We start from the raw sequence: 16383 nt of genomic DNA on the forward strand, positions 1-16383 counted from the left end.
CGCGGCCGGCGCCCCGCGCGCCCTCCGCTCCCGGCTCACCCGGCGCCGCCCCCGCCGCGACCGCCCTCGCCGTGCCGCCCGGGGCGCCCCCGGCCCTTCCGGCCGGGCAGGAACTCCTGCACCTTCGCCCGCACGCCCTGCCGGACCACGTCCGCCCGGTCGCTGTCCCCGCGCAGCATCGCGGAGGCCGTCTTCCAGGTCTCGTCCAGGGTCGCGTGCGGCGGGATCGGCGGCACCGCGGGATCGGTCAGGAAGTCCAGCACACACGGCCGGTCCGCCTCGAACGCCTCCCTCCAGGCGTCCTCCACGTCCTCGGGGCGCTCCACCCGCACGCCGCGCAGCCCGATCGAACGGGCGAAGTCCGCGTAGGGCACGTCCGGGATCGACTGCGACGGCAGGAACTGCGGGGAGCCGGTCATCGACCGCATCTCCCAGGTGACCTGGTTGAGGTCACGGTTGTTCAGGATCCCCACCACCAGCCGCGGGTCGGACCACTCCGGCCAGTACTTCGCGGCGGTGACCAGCTCCGCCATGCCGTTCATCTGCATCGCGCCGTCCCCGACGAAGGCCACCGCCGGCCGGTCGGGGCAGGCGAACTTGGCGCCGATGGCGTACGGCACGCCCGGGCCCATCGTCGCCAGCGTCCCGGACAGCGTGCCCCGGATCCGGCCGCGCACCCGCAGGTGGCGGGCGTACCAGTTCGCCGCCGAGCCGGAGTCGGCGCTGACCAGCGCGTCGGCGGGCAGCCGGGCGGAGAGGACGTGCGCGACGTACTCGGGGTTGATCGGATCCGCCTCGGTCAGCGCCCGGCGCTCCATCACCTCCCACCAGCGGGCCACGTTCCGCTCGACCTCCTCGCGCCACTTCGCCCGGGCCGGACTCGCGGTCAGCAGCGGGATCAGCCGCCGCAGGGTGGCGGCGGCGTCGCCGACGAGGTTCACCTCGTACGGGTAGCGCATCCCGATCATGTGCGGGTCGAGTTCGATCTGCACCGCGCGGGCCTGGCCGAACTCCGGTAGGAACTGCGTGTAGGGGAAGTTGGAGCCCACGGTCAGCAGCGTGTCGCAGTCCTTCATCAGCTCGTAGGAGGGGCGCGTGCCGAGCAGGCCGATGGCGCCGGTGACGTACGGCAGCTCATCCGAGAGCACGTCCTTGCCCAGCAGCGCCTTGGCCACGCCGGCGCCGAGCAGGTCGGCGACGGCCTCCACCTCCGCGCGCGCCGCGCGGGCGCCCTGGCCGACCAGGACCGCCACCTTCTCGCCGGCGTTCAGCACGTCGGCGGCCCGCCGCAGGTCCTCCTCGCGGGGGACCGGGACGCTGTGGGACATGCCCAGCGAGGACGGCACCATCTTGAAGGCGTGCGAGGGCGGGGAGTAGTCCAGCTCCTGGACGTCGGCCGGGACGATGACGGCGGTGGGCGCGCGCCGCGCCAGGGCGGTGCGGACCGCCCGGTCGACGACGTTCGGCAGCTGCTGCGGGACGGTGACCATCTCGCAGAAGTCCGAGGCCACGTCCTTGTACAGGCTCAGCAGGTCGACCTCCTGCTGGTAGGAGCCGCCCATCGCGCTGCGGTTGGTCTGGCCGACCAGGGCGAGCACCGGAACGTGGTCCAGCTTGGCGTCGTACAGGCCGTTGAGCAGGTGGATCGCGCCGGGCCCGGAGGTCGCCGCGCACACCCCCAGCCGGCCGGAGAACTTCGCGTAGCCCACCGCCTGGAACGCCGCCATCTCCTCGTGGCGGGCCTGGACGAAGCGCGGCCGGTCCTCCGCCCGCGCCCAGGCCGCCAGCAGGCCGTTGATGCCGTCCCCGGGGTAGGCGAACACGTGCTCCACGCCCCACTCGCGCAGCCGCCCAAGGATGTGGTCGGAGACCTTCGTCGTCATGCCTGGGTTCCTCCACCTGTCGTCCGTCGTCGTCAGTTCCGGCCGTGCCGGCGGATCCGGCGGCCGACCACCACCAGGTCCACGGCGGCGACCACCGCCAGCACCACCAGGGCCGCCACCAGCCACCCCATGCCGGCGACCTCGCCCGCGGCCACGGCCAGCAGCACGGCGACCGCGGCGCAGACCACCAGGCCGCCGGCGGCGAGCCCGGCCCGCAGCCGCAGCGCGCTGCGCGCCGTGACCGGCTCCGTGCCGCTCCTGCCGCGTCCCCACGGCCCGCGCCGGAACCAGGTGTCGCCTCCGTCCCCGCGCATCCGTGCCGCCTCCTCGCCTCGGCTCGATCCGCCGGCGCGCCGCCACCGGACCCTCCCGTCCGCGCGGCGCGCTCCCGGGCCGCCGCGCGCCGGCCCCGCCCCGACGCGGCTGCCCGCGACGCCGCCGGGCATGCACGCCACGCTCCGTGTGAGGCGCGGTGTGCGGGGTAGTCGGCCGGGAGGACCGAAGGGAGGGCCCGCCGATGGATCCCAGGACCACCGTCGTCGTGATCACCCGGGACCGGCGGGACGAGCTGCTGCACACCCTGGACCGGCTGGCCGACCTTCCGGAGCGGCCGCGCGTCCTGGTCGTCGACAACGCCTCCGGGGACGGCACCGCCGAGGCCGTCCGCCTCCACCACCCCGGCGTCGAACTGCTCCCCGCACCGGGCAACCTCGGGGCGGTCGGCCGCAACCACGCCGTCCGCCACGTCACCACCCGCTACGTGGCCTTCTGCGACGACGACACCTGGTGGGAGCCGGGGGCGCTGGCCCGCGCCGCGGACCTGCTGGACGGCTGCCCGTCGGCCGCCTCGGTCACCGGGCGCATCCTGGTGGAGCCCGGCGGCCGGGAGGACCCGATCGTGCCGGAGCTGCGCCACTCGCCGGTCCCGGCGCCGCCCGGCCTCCCCGGGCCGGCCCTGCTCGGCATCCTGGCCGGTGCCTCCCTGCTGCGGGTGTCGGCCTTCCGGGCGGTCGGCGGCTTCTCCCCCCGGCTGTGGCTGGGCGGCGAGGAGGAGCTGCTCTCCCTGGACCTCGCGGCCGCCGGCCACCACCTGCTGTACGCGGACGACGTCGTCGTCCACCACCGCCCCTCGCCCCGCCGGGACCGCCCGCGGCGGCTCAGCCTGGGCATACGGAACACCCTGTGGACGGCCTGGCTGCGCCGTCCGGTGCCGGCCGCGCTGCGCCGAACGGGTCGCCTGCTGGGCGACGTCCCGGCCCGCCCGGCGACCCTGCGCGGACTGGCCGAGGCCGTCGCGGGCCTGCCCTGGGTGCTGCGGGAACGCCGACCGGTGCCGGCCGAGGTCGAGCGGGGGCTGGTGCTGCTGGAGGCACCCCAGAAGCGCTCCCGGGCGCGGCGGTATGTGCAGTGAGGGACCCCGCGCGGGGCAGTGAGGTGTGCGTTCGCCGGGACCTGGATAGGCTGATCCGGAACAAAGAGCACATTTCGGGCGTCCGTCCTCTCCCCCCGACCGCCTGCCACGGGCGGGACCAGCGGCGGGCGGGGCCGCCGTCGTGACCCGGCCGGCGAGAGCCGGACCCCGAACCACCACCCGTACCGGGCAGTGCCCCACCGCGTGCCGGCCCACCGGCACGCGGCCCCTCCGGCCGTCGAGCCGGCACTCCCGGCCGTACGGCGCTCCCCGACATCCGCGACACGCGCGCGGAGCCGGGTGGCGCGGCGCTGCGGCCGCGCGGTCCGACGACAGGGGCGCGGGAGACTCGAAGGAGACCGACGGTGCAGCAGACAGTCCAGGACCACACGCGATCGGACGGCACCCCACGGCGCCGCCGGCGCGCCGCGGGCGCCGGTGCCGTGGCCGAGGAGCGACGGGCGACCGCCGAGCGGGGGGCCGCCACGGAGCGGCGGGTCGCGGAGGCCGGGGGCACCACCGGGGACGACGCTCCGGACGAGGCGACCGTGCCGGACGACGCCGACGTGGGAGTCCTCCCGGACATGCCCATGTCGGAGGACGACTTCCGCGACCTCGGCAAGTACGAGGCCCGGGCGCTCGGCGACGCCCTGCTGCGCCGCCTGTCCGAGGTGGAGCGGGAGAGCGGGCAGTACCGCTACGTCCGCGACACCCTCATCCGGCTCAACCTCCCGCTGGTGCGGTACATCGCCGTGCGCTACCGCTACCGGCCCGAACCGCTCGACGACATCGTGCAGGTCGGCGTCATCGGCCTGATCAAGGCGGTGGACGGCTACGACCCCGACCGGGGCGTGGAGTTCGTCAGCTACGCGATCCCGACGATCGCCGGCGAGATCAAACGTTTCTTCCGGGACACCTCCTGGAGCGTGCGGGTGCCGCGACCGCTGAAGGAACTCAGCCTGGACGCGGCCCGGGCCGCCGACGAACTGGAACAGGACCTCGGCCGCGCCCCCACCCACCGGGAGCTGGCCGGGCACCTGTCGGTGGAGGTGCACGAGGTGGTCGCCGCACTGGAGGCGGCCCGCCTGCACTCGGCGTCCTCCCTGGACGCACTGCGCGACCGGGCCGACGGCGCGGACGGCGCCGGCAGCAGCCTGCTCGACCGGCTCGGCGCCCCGGACGAGGCCCTGGACCTGGTGGAGTTCCGGGAGTCGGTCGGCCCACTGCTCAACGCCCTCCCGCCGCGCGAGCGCAGCATCATCCTGATGCGCTTCTACGGCAACATGTCGCAGTCGCAGATCGGCGAGCGCCTCGGCCTTTCCCAGATGCACGTCTCGCGGCTGCTGTCGGCCACGCTGCGCTCGCTGCGCGAGCAGATGGAGGAACAGCGCCCGGCGCCCCGGAGCGGCTGAGCCGCGCCCCGGTCGCACCCCCGCCCGTCCCGCCGGGCGGGAGCGGGCGGGGCGGCGGCGTCCCCGCGCGCCCGCCCCGTCCTCCCGGTCGGCCGGCCGCCGCGGCCCTAGGCCACCGCCTGGGCGCGCCGCGCGAACCACTCGACCACGGTGGCCAGACCGGCGTCGACCTCCACCGACGGCCGCCAGCCCAGCACCTCCCGGGCCAGCGTGGTGTCCGGACGGCGCACCCGCGGGTCGTCCTGCGGCAGCGGCACGTGCCGGATCCGCGACCGACTGCCGGTCAGCCGGATGACCCGGTCGGCGAGTTCGGCGACCGTCATCTCGTTCGCCCCCCCGATGTTGATCGGGCCCGGGTGGGCGCAGCGGGCCATCGCCCACAGCCCGGCCACCGTGTCGTCCACGTGGCAGAACGACCGGGTCTGCGAGCCGTCCCCGGCCACCGTGAGCGGCTCGCCGACCAGCGCCTGCGAGACGAAGGTGGGGATGACCCGGCCGTCGTGCGCGCGCATCCGCGGGCCGTAGGTGTTGAAGATGCGGACGATCCCGGTGTCCACCCCGTGGCGGGTGCGGTAGGCGGTGGTCGCCGCCTCGGCGAACCGCTTGGCCTCGTCGTAGACGCTGCGCGGCCCCACCGGGTTGACGTGGCCCCAGTAGTCCTCCGGCTGCGGATGGACCTGCGGGTCGCCGTAGACCTCGGACGTGGAGGCCAGCAGGAAGCGGGCGCCGTGGGCGCGGGCAAGCTCCAGGGCGTGCAGGGTGCCCGCGCTGCCCACCCGCAGGGTCTCCACCGGCAGGCGCAGGTAGTCCAGCGGGGAGGCGGGCGAGGCCAGGTGGGCCACCAGGTCGAACGGTCCGGTGACCGGCAGGCCCTCGCTCACGTCCGCGCGCACCAGGGTGAACCGCGGATCGGCCGCCATCGCGGCGGTGTTCTCGACGGCGCCGGTGGACAGGTCGTCGACGCAGACCACCTCGACGCCCTCCGCCAGCAGGTACTCGCACAGGTGGGAGCCGACGAAGCCGGCGCCACCGGTGACCAGGGCTCGGCGCGGCGTGCGGCGCGCACGCCCGGCATGGCGCTGTACCTCCACAGGGGACCTCCGTATCGCTCGGGTGCCGTGGCCCGGATCCGATCGGGCCACGCGGCGCCCGGACGGGTACCACCCGTTCACCGGCCGAAACGGCCGGTGAACGAGTGCTCCCCGCGCCCCCGCGCGGGGCGGCCTCAGGGCGCCCGGTCCAGCAGGCTCCGGTAGAGCGCGCAGGCGTCCCCGGCGACCCGCTTCCACAGGTGACGGGAGGCCACCCGGTCCCGGCCGGCGATGCCGTACGCCTCGGCCCGCGCCGGGTCGTCCAGCAGCCCGCGCAGCCGCCGGGCCAGCAGGTCCGGGCGGCCGGGCGGCACCAGTTCCCCGGTCGTGCCGTCCACCACCAGCTCCGCCGCCGCGCCGACGGCGGAGGCGACCACCGGCACCCCGCAGGCCATCGCCTCCAGCGGCACCGTGCCGGTCTCGTCCGCCCACGGCACCGAGACCACCGCCTCGCAGGAACGGATCAGCTCCGGCACCTGGGCGCGCGGCACCGGCCCGAACAGGCTGAGCCGCGCCGCCACCCCCGGCACCTCCGCCTCCACCCGCTCCACCAGCCGCTCGGTGCCCGGTTCCGCCCCGTCGGCCAGCAGCAACTCCACGTCGGCCACCCGGGCCACCGCCCGCAGGACGGTCTCGGCTCCCCGCACCGGGTCCGGCCTGCCGTCCAGGCAGAGCACCCGCGGCCGCCCGGCGGGCGGCCGGCGCCGCCCGGGCGCCGGGGCGAACAGGTCGATGTCCACCCCCTGCGGCACGCAGGCGATCCGCCCGCGCGGCACGCCGAGGCGGGCCAGCTGGTCGGCCTGGGAGTCGGAGGAGGTGATCACCGCCTGCGCCGTGCGCACCAGCGCCCGTTCCAGCCGGCCGCGGCCGTTGCTCTCCTCCGGCCCGTACGCGGGCGCCGCGGCCGTCCCCAGCCGCGGATGGTCGTACACCACCGGCGCCGTCAGGCCGGCCGAGGCCAGCGCGGCGAGCGCGGCCACGCCGGCGTCCCAGGTGCAGGCGTGCACCACCTCCGGACGGCGGTGCCGCCAGCACTCCGCGAGCCGGCGCCCCATCCCGCCGAGGTGCTCGGCGACCTCGGCCTCGCCGAGCGGTGCCGGCGGTCCGGCGTCGTAGTGCTCCACCACGTACCCGTCGACCTCGGCCCGCGCGGGCAGGCCGGGGTCGGCGCGTCTGGCGTACACGGTCACCTCGTGGCCGTCGCTCGCCAACGCGCCCGCCAGTCCGGCGATCCGCACGTGCGGGCCGCCCGGGTCGCGGCCGTCCGTCTTGCCGTAGGGGCTGCTCTGCCCCGCCACGATGGCCACTCTCATGGGAGAGAACCCTTCCGCAGCACGTACCGGGTGAAACCCGGCAAGGCGGACTCTACTCGGCCGCGGGGCGATCCGCCCGCGGCCGGCTCTCCCGCGGCCGGCTCCCCCACACGTGGGCGTCCGCGGCGGCGGTGGGCGCCCAGACCGGCGGTCAGGTCATCGGCCCGGTCTCCTCCAGCGCGCGCAGCGAACGCTCCACCCGCGGCGGCAGCCGGCGCCGGCGGGCCAGCGCGGCCGGCATCCGCCGCAGCGTGCCCGCCACGCAGCGCAGTGCCTCCCGCTCGGCGCGGGCCCGCCGCAGCTCCACGGCGGTGCGCCGCGCCGCCGCGCCCACCGGCCGGCGCATCCACGCGGCCAGCACCGCGTTGCGGTGCTGCATGGCCACCCGGCCGGGGCGGACGTCGCCCGGCTCCGGGAGGTGCCGGGCCACCACCGAGTCGACGTAGGCCAGCTGCCAGCCGGCCGCCGCCAGGTCCATCGCCAGCAGCTCCTCCTCGCCGCCGATGAACAGCAGCGGCGAGAAGCCGCGCGCCTGCGCGTACGCCTGCCGCCGGACCACCGCGGCGCAGGCCAGGAAACCGAGCACGGCGGGCCCCGGCGCGTCCGGCGGCCGGGGCAGCGGGCTGGCCGCCATCGCCGCGTTCACCGGGTCCGGCAGCCGCGCGTCACCGACCAGCGTCCGCGCCGCCAGCAGGCCCAGCCGGGGATGCTCCCGCAGCACCCGCACCGCCTCCTGCAACGCTCCCGGCTCCCACCAGGAGTCGTCGTCGCTGAACGCCACGAACGGCGTGCGGGCCGCCAGCACCCCCCGGTTGCGCCCGGCCGCGCCCTCGTTGCGCCGGTTGCGCAGCACCTGAACGCCCGGGTGGCGGGCGCGCACCGCCTCCGCCGTCCCGTCGGTGGAGGCGTTGTCCACCACGATCACCGGCGGCGAGCCCGGCAGCGCCACCAGCCGGTCCAGGGTGCGCATCAGCCGCTCGCGGCGGTTGTGGGTCACCACCACCACGGTCAGCAGCTCGCGCAGGCTCTCCGCCGCCGGCCGCGACCCCCGCGCGGCCTCCGCCTCCGCCCGGTCGCCGGTGGCCGGTGGCTCTAACCCGATCACCTTCTGGAACCGCTTCGCCAGCCGCGCCGACTCGGCCCCGGACAGCGTCCGGTTGACGTGCGGGACGAGATCCCGCCGCTCGTGCGTCAGGTACATGTCGGCGGCGGCCAGCGCGCCCTGCGCGGTCAGGATGTGCGACTCGGCCGCCAGGTGCCCGCCGGCGGCCCACTCCAGGTCCCGCACCACGGCCGCGCCGTCGTCCCGGTCGTGGGTCACCACGTCGTCCAGCGCCGGGTCGCGCCGCAGCAGCGCCGGGTGCACCGCCTCCTCCTTGGCCGCGCAGTGCCGGCGGATCGCCTCGGCCACCTCGTGCAGCTGCGGCGGACCCACCCGGCCCTGGCGGCGCAGGTCCTGGATCAGGTCGCGGATGCGGTGGCCGTCGTCCAGCAGCGGCGCGGACACGCCCACCCGGGGGTCGTGCTCCGCGTCCTGCTGCCGCAGGTGCTCGACCACCCGCTCGTCGTACTCCCGTCCGTGGTGCTCCAGCGAGGCCGGCCCCCGGAAGCGCTCCCCCCGCATCTCCAGCTCCGGATGCTCCCCGTGCCCCCCGGCCACGGCGTCCCGCGGATCCCGGGGCTCGGCGGGCCGCTGGGCGGTGCCCTGCCCCTCGGCGCCGGTCCCGCCGCGGCGGCCCACGATTCGTCGGTTCACGATGACCTCCACCTCCCGTTCCCCGGCTGTCCCGCGCCGCTACCCCACTGGGCGCCGCCTAATCCGTTCGTTCGCCTACGGGCCTGGAGCCGGCGTCTTCCGCCCTCCTCGCCCGCCTTCGGCGAGGAGGGGCGCATCTCCCTCCGCTTGCTCGCCCTCCGGCTCGCTCGCGCTCCGGGCCCCGCGCGGTGCGCCGGGTGCCGCGTGGGCGGCGCATGTCGCCTGTCTCTTGGTTACAGCGCGCGCTCAGTCACTGATGTTTGGGTCGTCGAGTGGGTGCTATCAGCCGCTGGTGTCCGCCGACCCGAGGGGAGCAGGCGCCAGCGCCGCCGTCGGTGGACGTCCGTCACAAGGCCCCGGGCGGCGTCCCGGGAGACCGTCCGGAGGAGGGCGCATGCGCATCCTGGGTCTGAACGCGATCTTCCACGATCCCGCCGCGGCCCTGGTCGTGGACGGCGAGGTGGTGGCCGCGGCGGAGGAGGAACGGTTCACGCGGCGCAAGCACGGCAAGCGTCCGGTGCCGTTCTCGGCCTGGGAACTGCCCGAACTCTCCGCCCGCTGGTGCCTCCAGGAGGCCGGGCTGCGCCCCGAGGACCTGGACGCGGTGGGCTACTCCTACGACCCGGAACTCACCCGGCCGGCCGCCGACATGGGGCTGGACGACCCCTGGGACCACCTGCGCACCACCTACGCCCGGCAGGCGCCGTCCTTCACCGCCGACGTGCTGCCCGGCCTCGACCCGGCGGCCTTCCGGCACGTGCCGCACCACAGCGCGCACGCCGCCTCGGCGGCGCTGGCCTCCCCGGATCCGGAGGGCGCGGTGCTGGTCTGCGACGGCCGCGGCGAGGCCCACTCGCACCTCGCCGGCCACTACCGGCAGGGCCGCCTCGACGTGCTGGCCGCGCAGGCGCTGCCGCACTCGCTCGGCCTGCTCTACGAGGGCGTCACCGACCACCTGGGCTTCCTCCGCTCCAGCGACGAGTTCAAGGTGATGGCCCTGGCCTCGCACGGCCGACCCCGGTTCGCCGACCACCTGCGGCAGCGGGTGCGCGCGGACGGGGCCGGCGGCTTCACCACCTGGCCGGTGGACTGGGCCGCGCTCGCCAAGCGCCGCCGCCCCGGCGAGGAGTGGACCGAGGACCACGCGGACCTGGCCGCCAGCGTGCAGCTGGTCGTGGAGGAGACGCTGCTCGCCCTCGCGCGCTGGCTGCACCGGGCCAGCGGGGCGCGGACCCTGGCGATGGCCGGCGGCGTCGCGCTGAACTGCGTGGCCAACAGCCGGATCGCCGCCGAGGGCCCGTTCGACACGGTGTGGGTGCAGCCGGCCGCCGGGGACGCCGGCACGGCGCTGGGCGCCGCCCTGCACCTGGCCGCCGCCGCCGGGGAGACCATCCGGCCGATGCGCGGCGCCGACCTGGGCCGCGGCTGGTCCGACGAGGAGATCGAGCAGGCCCTGATCACCGCCCGGCTGCCCTACCAGCGGCCACGCGACCTCGCCGAGACGGTCGCCGAGACCCTCGCCGGCAACGGCGTCGTCGCCTGGTACCAGGGGCGCAGCGAGTACGGGCCGCGGGCCCTCGGGCACCGCTCGCTGCTCGCCCACCCGGGGCACCCGGCCAACCTGGAGCGGCTGAACGACGTCAAGGGGCGCGAGCAGTTCCGGCCGGTGGCGCCGATGGTGCTCGCCGACCGCGCCGCGGAGATCTTCGACGGGCCGCTGCCCAGCCCGTACATGCTGTTCGTGCACCGGGTCGCCGAGCACTGGCGGGAGCGCATCCCGGCCGTGGTGCACGTCGACGGCACCGCCCGCATCCAGACCGTCGACCCGGCGGCCGAGCCGCTGCTGGCCCGGATGCTGTCCGCCTTCGCCCGCCGCACCGGCCTCCCGGTGGTCGTCAACACCAGCCTCAACACGGCCGGCCGGCCGATGGTCGACTCCCCCCGGGACGCCCTGGAGTGCTTCGGCTCCGCCCCCGTGGACCTGCTGGCGATCGGCCCGTTCACGCTGCGCCGCGCCGACCTCGGCGGCGGCTCCCCGCCCCCGCCGGACACCGGGGGCACGGACACCGGCCGGGGCACGGACACCGCCCCGCGCGCCGGTACCGACGACGGGAAGGGCCGTCGCCGGTGAGCCGTGAACCGCGGCCGGCCCGCGAGCGCGCCGGCACCCCCGACTACAGCGTCGTCGTCCCGACCCTCGGCCGTCCCTCCCTGGACGCCTTCCTGCGTTCCCTCGCCGAGACCCGCGGCCCCCGCCCGCGCGCCGTCGTCCTGGTGGACGACCGCCCGGACACCCCCGTGCCGCTGCGCCCCAGCGTCCCCGGGCCGCTCGCCGGACGGCTCACCGTCCCGGCCTGCGTCGGCGGCCGAGGCCCCGCCGCCGCCCGCAACACCGGCTGGCGCGCCGCCCCGCCCACCGAGTGGATCGTCTTCCTCGACGACGACGTCCTGGTCGGGCCCGACTGGGCCGCCGAACTGGCCGAGGACCTGGCCGCCGCCGGGCCGGACGTGGGCGGGGTGCAGGGGCGCCTCACCGTGCCGCTGCCCGGCGACCGCCGCCCCACCGACTGGGAGCGCGGCACCGCCTCGCTGGCCACCTCGCGGTGGATCACCGCCGACATGGCGTACCGCCGGGACGCCCTGGTCGAGACCGGCGGCTTCGACGAGCGCTTCCGCCGCGCCTTCCGCGAGGACGCCGACCTCGCCCTGCGGGTGGCGGACGCCGGCTTCCGCCTGGAGCGCGGCCGGCGCCACACCCGCCACCCGGTGCGCCCGCCCCGCCGGTTCGCCTCGCTGCGCGCCCAGGCCGGCAACGCCGACGACGTCCTGATGGAGCGGCTGCACGGCCCCGACTGGTACCGGCGGGCGGACGCCCCGCGCGGACGGATCCGGCGCCACCGGGCGGTCACCGCCGCGGCCGTGGCCGCGCTCGGCCTCGGAGTGCTCGGCCACCGTCGCCTCGCCGTGCTGGCCGCCGCCGGATGGCTCGCCGGCACCGCCGAGTTCGCCGCCGCCCGGATCAGCCCGGGCCCCGGCGACCGGGCCGAGGTCGCCGAGATGGCCCTCACCAGCCTGCTCATCCCCCCGGCCGCCGTCGCGCACCGGCTGCGCGGACGCCTCACCCACCGCGACGTCGGCCCCTGGCCGGGCCGCCCGGCGGCCGTGCTGCTCGACCGCGACGGCACCCTGGTGCGGGACGTCCCCTACAACAACGACCCGGAGAAGGTCGAGCCCGTCCCCGGCGCCCGCGCCGCGCTCGACGCGCTGCGCGCCGCCGGGCTGCGCGTCGGCGTCGTCTCCAACCAGTCGGGGGTGGCCCGCGGACTGATCAGCCCCGAGCAGCTGGCGGCCGTCAACGCCCGGCTGGAGGAACTGCTCGGCCCCTTCGACACCTGGGCGGTCTGCCCGCACGGCGACGCCGACGGCTGCGACTGCCGCAAGCCGGCCCCCGGGCTGGTGCACCGAGCGGCGGCCGACCTCGGCCTGACCGCCGACCGCTGCGTGGTGGTCGGCGACATCGGCGCCGACATCGCCGCCGCCCGCGCGGCCGGCGCCCGCGGCCTGCTGGTGCCCACCGAAGCCACCCGCCCCGAGGAGACCCTCGGCGTGCGCACCGCCCGCGACCTGCCCGAGGCCGTGCGCCGCATCCTGGAGGGCCTGCGGTGAGCCGGCCCGCCCCCGCCCGCCGGCGGCACGTCCTCGCCGTGCGCCTGGACGCCCTCGGCGACGTGCTGCTCGCCGGACCGGCGCTGCGCGCCCTGGCCGCCGGCGCCGACCGGCTCACCGTGCTGGCCGGCCCCGACGGCGCCGCCGCCGCCCGCCTGCTGCCCGGCGTCGACGCGGTGCTCACCTGGCACTGCCCCTGGATCGCCGCCGAACCACCCGGCGTCGACCCGGCGGACGTCGCCGCCCTGGTCGACCGGATCCGCGCGCTGGCGGTGGACGAGGCCGTGGTCTTCACCTCCTTCCACCAGTCGCCGCTGCCCACCGCCCTGCTGCTGCGCCTCGCCGGCGTGCCCCGGATCAGCGCCATCAGCGCCGACTACCCGGGCGCGCTGCTCGACGTCCGCCACCGGGTCGACGACGACCTGCCGGAACCCGAGCGCGCCCGCTCCCTCGCCGAGGCCGCCGGGTTCCCCGTCCCCGACGGCGACGACGGCCGGCTCCGGGTCGCCGGACCGCTCCCCGACACCACCCACCTGACCGGCGGGGACGGCCACGTCGTGGTGCACCCCGGCGCCAGCGCCCCCGCGCGCCGCTGGCCGGCCGAACGCTGCGCCGAGGCGGTGCGGGCGCTGACCGCCGCCGGGCACCGCGTGGTGGTCACCGGCGCCCCCGGGGAGACCGCGCTCACCGCCCGGGTCGCCGGCCGGTACGGCACCGACCTCGGCGGCCGCACGCCGCTGCCGGAACTCGCCTCGGTGCTCGCCTCCGCCGCGGCCGTCGTCGCCCCCAACACCGGCCCGGCGCACCTGGCCGCGGCCGTCGGCACCCCCGTGGTGAGCCTGTACGCGCCGGTGGTGCCGGCCGTGCGCTGGGCCCCCTACGGGGTGCCGGTGGTGCTGCTCGGCGACCAGCGGGCGCCCTGCGCCGACACCCGGGCCCGGGTCTGCCCCGTCCCCGGCCACCCCTGCCTGGCCACGGTCACCGCCGAGGACGTGGTGCGCGCCGTCGCCCGGCTGGCCGGCCCCGGCGACGCCACCGCCACCGCCACCGCCCCGACGACCACGCAGCCACCGCTCCCCGCCCGGGAGCTCCCCGCCCAGGAAGGCAGCGCCGCGTGAGGATACTCATCTGGCACGTCCACGGCTCCTGGACCACCTCCTTCGTCCAGGGCCCGCACACCTACCTGCTGCCCACCACCGAGGACCGCGGCCCCGACGGCCTCGGCCGGGCCCGGACCTGGCGGTGGCCGCCCGGCGCCGTCGAGGTCGACCCCGGCGCGCTGCGCGGGGAGCGGATCGACCTGGTGGTCCTCCAGCGCCCGCACGAGGAGGAGCTGCTGCGCCGCTGGACCGGGCTGCGCTGCGGCCGGGACGTGCCCGCCGTCTACCTGGAGCACAACACGCCCGAGGGCGGCGTCCCGCACACCCGGCACCCGGCGGCGGACCGGCCCGACCTCACCGTCGTGCACGTCACCCACTTCAACGCCCTGATGTGGGACTGCGGCAGCACCCGCACCCACGTCATCGAACACGGCATCGTCGACCCCGGCCCGCGCTGGACCGGCGAACTGCCGCGCGCCGCCGTCGCGGTCAACGACCCGCTGCGCCGGGGCCGCGCCACCGGCACCGACCTGCTCCCCGGCCTCGCCGCCACCGCCCCCACCGACGTCTTCGGCATGCGGGTGGCCGGCATCGGCCCGGCGCTCGGCGTGCCCGAGGAACGACTCACCGGCCACGAGGACCCCCCGCAGCACCGCCTGCACCGGGAACTGCCCCGGCGCGGCGTCTACGTGCACACCCCGCGCTGGACCTCCCTGGGGCTGTCCCTGCTGGAGGCGATGCACCTGGCGATGCCGGTCGCCGTGCTCGCCGCCACCGAGGCCCCGCGGGCGGTGCCCCCCGGCGCCGGCACCCTGGCCGCCGGCCCGGCCGAGCTCTACGCCGCCGCCCGCCGGTACCTCGACGACCCGGCGCTCGCCCGCGACGCCGGGCTCGCCGCGCGCGAGGCCGCGCTCGCCCGCTACGGGCTCAAACGCTTCCTGGACGACTGGGACGGACTGCTCCTGGAGGTCAGCGCATGAGAATCGCCATGGTGTCCGAACACGCCGATCCGCTGGCCGCGCTCGGCGGGGCCGACGCCGGGGGCCAGAACGTGCACGTCGCCTCCCTCTCCACCGCGCTCGCGGCCCGCGGCCACGAGATCACCGTGTACACCCGGCGCCACCACCCCACCTCCCCGCGACGGGTGCGCATGGGCCCCGGCGTCACCGTGGAGTACGTCGTCGCCGGCCCGAACCGCCCGCTGCCCAAGGACGACCTGCTGCCGTACATGCCGGAGTTCGGGCGGCGGCTGGCCGAGCGCTGGGCCGAGGCCCCGGTCGACCTGGTGCACGCCCACTTCTGGATGTCCGGCATCGCGGCGCTCATCGGCACCATGGGCGCCGGCATCCCGGTCGTGCAGACCTTCCACGCCCTCGGCACGGTCAAGCGCCGGCACCAGGGGGAGGCCGACACCAGCCCGCCCGGACGGATCGCCTGGGAGCGGGCGATCGGCGCCCGCTGCGCCCGCACCATCGCCACCTGCGGCGACGAGGTGTTCGAGCTGATGCGGATGGGGCTGCGCCGGGAGGCCGTCTCGGTGGTGCCCTGCGGGGTGGACCTGGAGCGGTTCCGCCCCGGGCCGGACGAGCGCGACGCCGACGGGCACGGGGCGCCGGCCTGGCCGCCGGCGCGGCCGGGATCCGCGGCGGGGGCGGATCCCGACCGCGCCCCAACCACCGCCGAGGACGCCGGCACCGGGCGTTGGCGGGCGCTCGCGGTCGGCCGGCTGGTCCCCCGCAAGGGCTTCGACACGGCGATCCGGGCGCTGCGCGGCGTCCCGAGCGCCGAGCTGCTGATCGCCGGAGGACCGCCCGCGGCCGGGCTCGCCGACGACCCCGAGGCGCGCCGGCTGATCGAGGTCGCCGAGCGGGCCGGCGTGCGCGAGCGCGTCCGGCTGCTCGGCAGCGTGCCGCGCGAGCGCATGCCGGAGCTCATCCGGGCCTGCGACGCGGTGGTGTGCAGCCCGGTGTACGAGCCGTTCGGCATCGTCCCGCTGGAGGCCATGGCCTGCCGCCGGCCGGTCGTCGCCTCGGCCGTCGGCGGGCTGATCGACACCGTGGTGGACGGCGTGACCGGCATCCTCGTCCCGCCCGGCGACCCGGAGGCGCTCGGGCAGGCGATGGCCCGGCTGGCCGAGGACCCGGAGCTGGCGCGCCGCTACGGCCGGGCCGGTGAGCGCCGGGTGCGCGCCCGGTACGGCTGGGACCACGTCGCGGGGCAGACCCTCGCGGTCTACCAGCAGGTCGTCGGCGCCGCGCGCACCCCGCGCGTCTCGCGCAGCCGGATGGAGGCGACATGACCCCGCCCGGTCCGCGGCCCGGCGCCCGGTGGGCGCGGGCCGCCCGCCGGGCCGCCACCCCGACCCGCCGGACACCCGGCCGACCGGTGGAGCACACGCCTCCCCGCGCCGGCGGTGCCCGATCCACTCGCAGCCGCATGGAGGCGTCGTGACCGCGCATGATCCCCACGCCAGCACCCGTCCCACCGTCCACCGGACGCCCGCCCCCGACGGCCCGACGACCATCCCGTTCACCGACCCGGGCGTCCGGCCCGCGTCCGCCGCGGCGGACGCGGTGGCCGGGACGGACGCCGGGGCCGGGGCGGCGGACGACACCCCGGGCAGCCGGACGCCCGGGCACCCGGACGTGCCGGGGCGACCCGACGCGCCACGCCCCGACGACGCGCGCGGGCACGCCGAGCCGTCGGGGCACGCCGCGCCGCGCGGAGCGGCCGGGTGGGGGCCCGGGGCGG

The 16383-nt window shown here is 77.5% G+C and carries 12 protein-coding genes; 7 read left to right on the top strand and 5 right to left on the bottom strand.

The features are described from left to right. Window positions 1-35: 35 nt before the first annotated feature. Together FHU37_RS05270 and FHU37_RS05275 are read right to left on the bottom strand one after the other, a co-directional pair. Window positions 36-1883: a thiamine pyrophosphate-requiring protein gene (locus tag FHU37_RS05270; protein WP_179813054.1), complete on the bottom strand. Its 1848-nt coding sequence runs from the start codon at window positions 1881-1883 to the stop codon at window positions 36-38. Between the two features lie 32 nt (window positions 1884-1915). Next, a complete protein-coding gene (locus FHU37_RS05275; protein WP_179813055.1) occupies window positions 1916-2197 on the bottom strand; it encodes a DUF6343 family protein in 282 nt (93 codons plus the stop codon). Window positions 2198-2400: 203 nt separating this feature from the next. Here FHU37_RS05275 and FHU37_RS05280 point away from each other — a divergent pair, with 203 nt between their 5' ends. Continuing rightward, complete coding sequence (locus FHU37_RS05280; RefSeq protein WP_179813056.1) at window positions 2401-3294, top strand: glycosyltransferase family 2 protein; 894 nt, start codon at window positions 2401-2403, stop codon at window positions 3292-3294. A 365-nt stretch (window positions 3295-3659) separates the two neighbouring features. After that, window positions 3660-4706, top strand: coding sequence for a SigB/SigF/SigG family RNA polymerase sigma factor (locus tag FHU37_RS05285; RefSeq protein ID WP_312892427.1), 1047 nt, complete (start codon window positions 3660-3662; stop codon window positions 4704-4706). A 107-nt stretch (window positions 4707-4813) separates the two neighbouring features. On the opposite strand, the gene FHU37_RS05290 is transcribed toward FHU37_RS05285, so the two are convergent. The 3 genes from FHU37_RS05290 to FHU37_RS05300 form a co-directional block, all read right to left on the bottom strand. Further along, on the bottom strand, window positions 4814-5797 hold the full coding sequence (locus tag FHU37_RS05290) for a UDP-glucuronic acid decarboxylase family protein (RefSeq protein ID WP_312892428.1): 984 nt from the start codon (window positions 5795-5797) through the stop codon (window positions 4814-4816). Between the two features lie 134 nt (window positions 5798-5931). Then, on the bottom strand, window positions 5932-7110 hold the full coding sequence (locus tag FHU37_RS05295; protein ID WP_179813057.1) for a glycosyltransferase: 1179 nt from the start codon (window positions 7108-7110) through the stop codon (window positions 5932-5934). A 151-nt stretch (window positions 7111-7261) separates the two neighbouring features. Further along, the gene (locus tag FHU37_RS05300; protein WP_312892429.1) at window positions 7262-8866 is read right to left on the bottom strand and encodes a glycosyltransferase; all 1605 of its coding nucleotides are present in this window, start codon (window positions 8864-8866) and stop codon (window positions 7262-7264) included. A 394-nt stretch (window positions 8867-9260) separates the two neighbouring features. Here FHU37_RS05300 and FHU37_RS05305 point away from each other — a divergent pair, with 394 nt between their 5' ends. From FHU37_RS05305 to FHU37_RS05325, 5 genes are read left to right on the top strand one after another with little or no spacing between them, the layout of a single operon-like run. Beyond that, window positions 9261-10997, top strand: coding sequence for a carbamoyltransferase family protein (locus tag FHU37_RS05305; protein ID WP_179813058.1), 1737 nt, complete (start codon window positions 9261-9263; stop codon window positions 10995-10997). Next, on the top strand, window positions 10994-12532 hold the full coding sequence (locus tag FHU37_RS27395) for an HAD-IIIA family hydrolase (protein ID WP_179813059.1): 1539 nt from the start codon (window positions 10994-10996) through the stop codon (window positions 12530-12532). Before FHU37_RS05305 ends, FHU37_RS27395 begins: the two co-directional genes overlap by 4 nt. Further along, complete coding sequence (locus FHU37_RS05315) at window positions 12529-13650, top strand: glycosyltransferase family 9 protein (protein ID WP_312892431.1); 1122 nt, start codon at window positions 12529-12531, stop codon at window positions 13648-13650. The genes FHU37_RS27395 and FHU37_RS05315 overlap by 4 nt, the downstream gene beginning before the upstream one ends. Next, on the top strand, window positions 13647-14612 hold the full coding sequence (locus FHU37_RS05320) for a glycosyltransferase (RefSeq protein ID WP_179813060.1): 966 nt from the start codon (window positions 13647-13649) through the stop codon (window positions 14610-14612). Before FHU37_RS05315 ends, FHU37_RS05320 begins: the two co-directional genes overlap by 4 nt. Continuing rightward, window positions 14609-15931: a glycosyltransferase gene (locus FHU37_RS05325; RefSeq protein WP_179813061.1), complete on the top strand. Its 1323-nt coding sequence runs from the start codon at window positions 14609-14611 to the stop codon at window positions 15929-15931. The genes FHU37_RS05320 and FHU37_RS05325 overlap by 4 nt, the downstream gene beginning before the upstream one ends. The last annotated feature ends 452 nt before the right edge of the window (window positions 15932-16383 follow it).

Source organism: Allostreptomyces psammosilenae, assembly GCF_013407765.1.
Classification (GTDB): domain Bacteria; phylum Actinomycetota; class Actinomycetes; order Streptomycetales; family Streptomycetaceae; genus Allostreptomyces; species Allostreptomyces psammosilenae.

What these genes read in the sequence shown, in the direction of transcription:
- FHU37_RS05280 (WP_179813056.1), top strand. Translation starts at nt 2,401, where the DNA reads ATGGATCCCAGGACCACCGTCGTCGTGATCACCCGGGACCGGCGGGAC.
- FHU37_RS05325 (WP_179813061.1), top strand. Translation starts at nt 14,609, where the DNA reads ATGAGAATCGCCATGGTGTCCGAACACGCCGATCCGCTGGCCGCGCTC.
- FHU37_RS05275 (WP_179813055.1), bottom strand. Translation starts at nt 2,197, where the DNA reads ATGCGCGGGGACGGAGGCGACACCTGGTTCCGGCGCGGGCCGTGGGGA.
- FHU37_RS05295 (WP_179813057.1), bottom strand. Translation starts at nt 7,110, where the DNA reads ATGAGAGTGGCCATCGTGGCGGGGCAGAGCAGCCCCTACGGCAAGACG.
- FHU37_RS05270 (WP_179813054.1), bottom strand. Translation starts at nt 1,883, where the DNA reads ATGACGACGAAGGTCTCCGACCACATCCTTGGGCGGCTGCGCGAGTGG.
- FHU37_RS05305 (WP_179813058.1), top strand. Translation starts at nt 9,261, where the DNA reads ATGCGCATCCTGGGTCTGAACGCGATCTTCCACGATCCCGCCGCGGCC.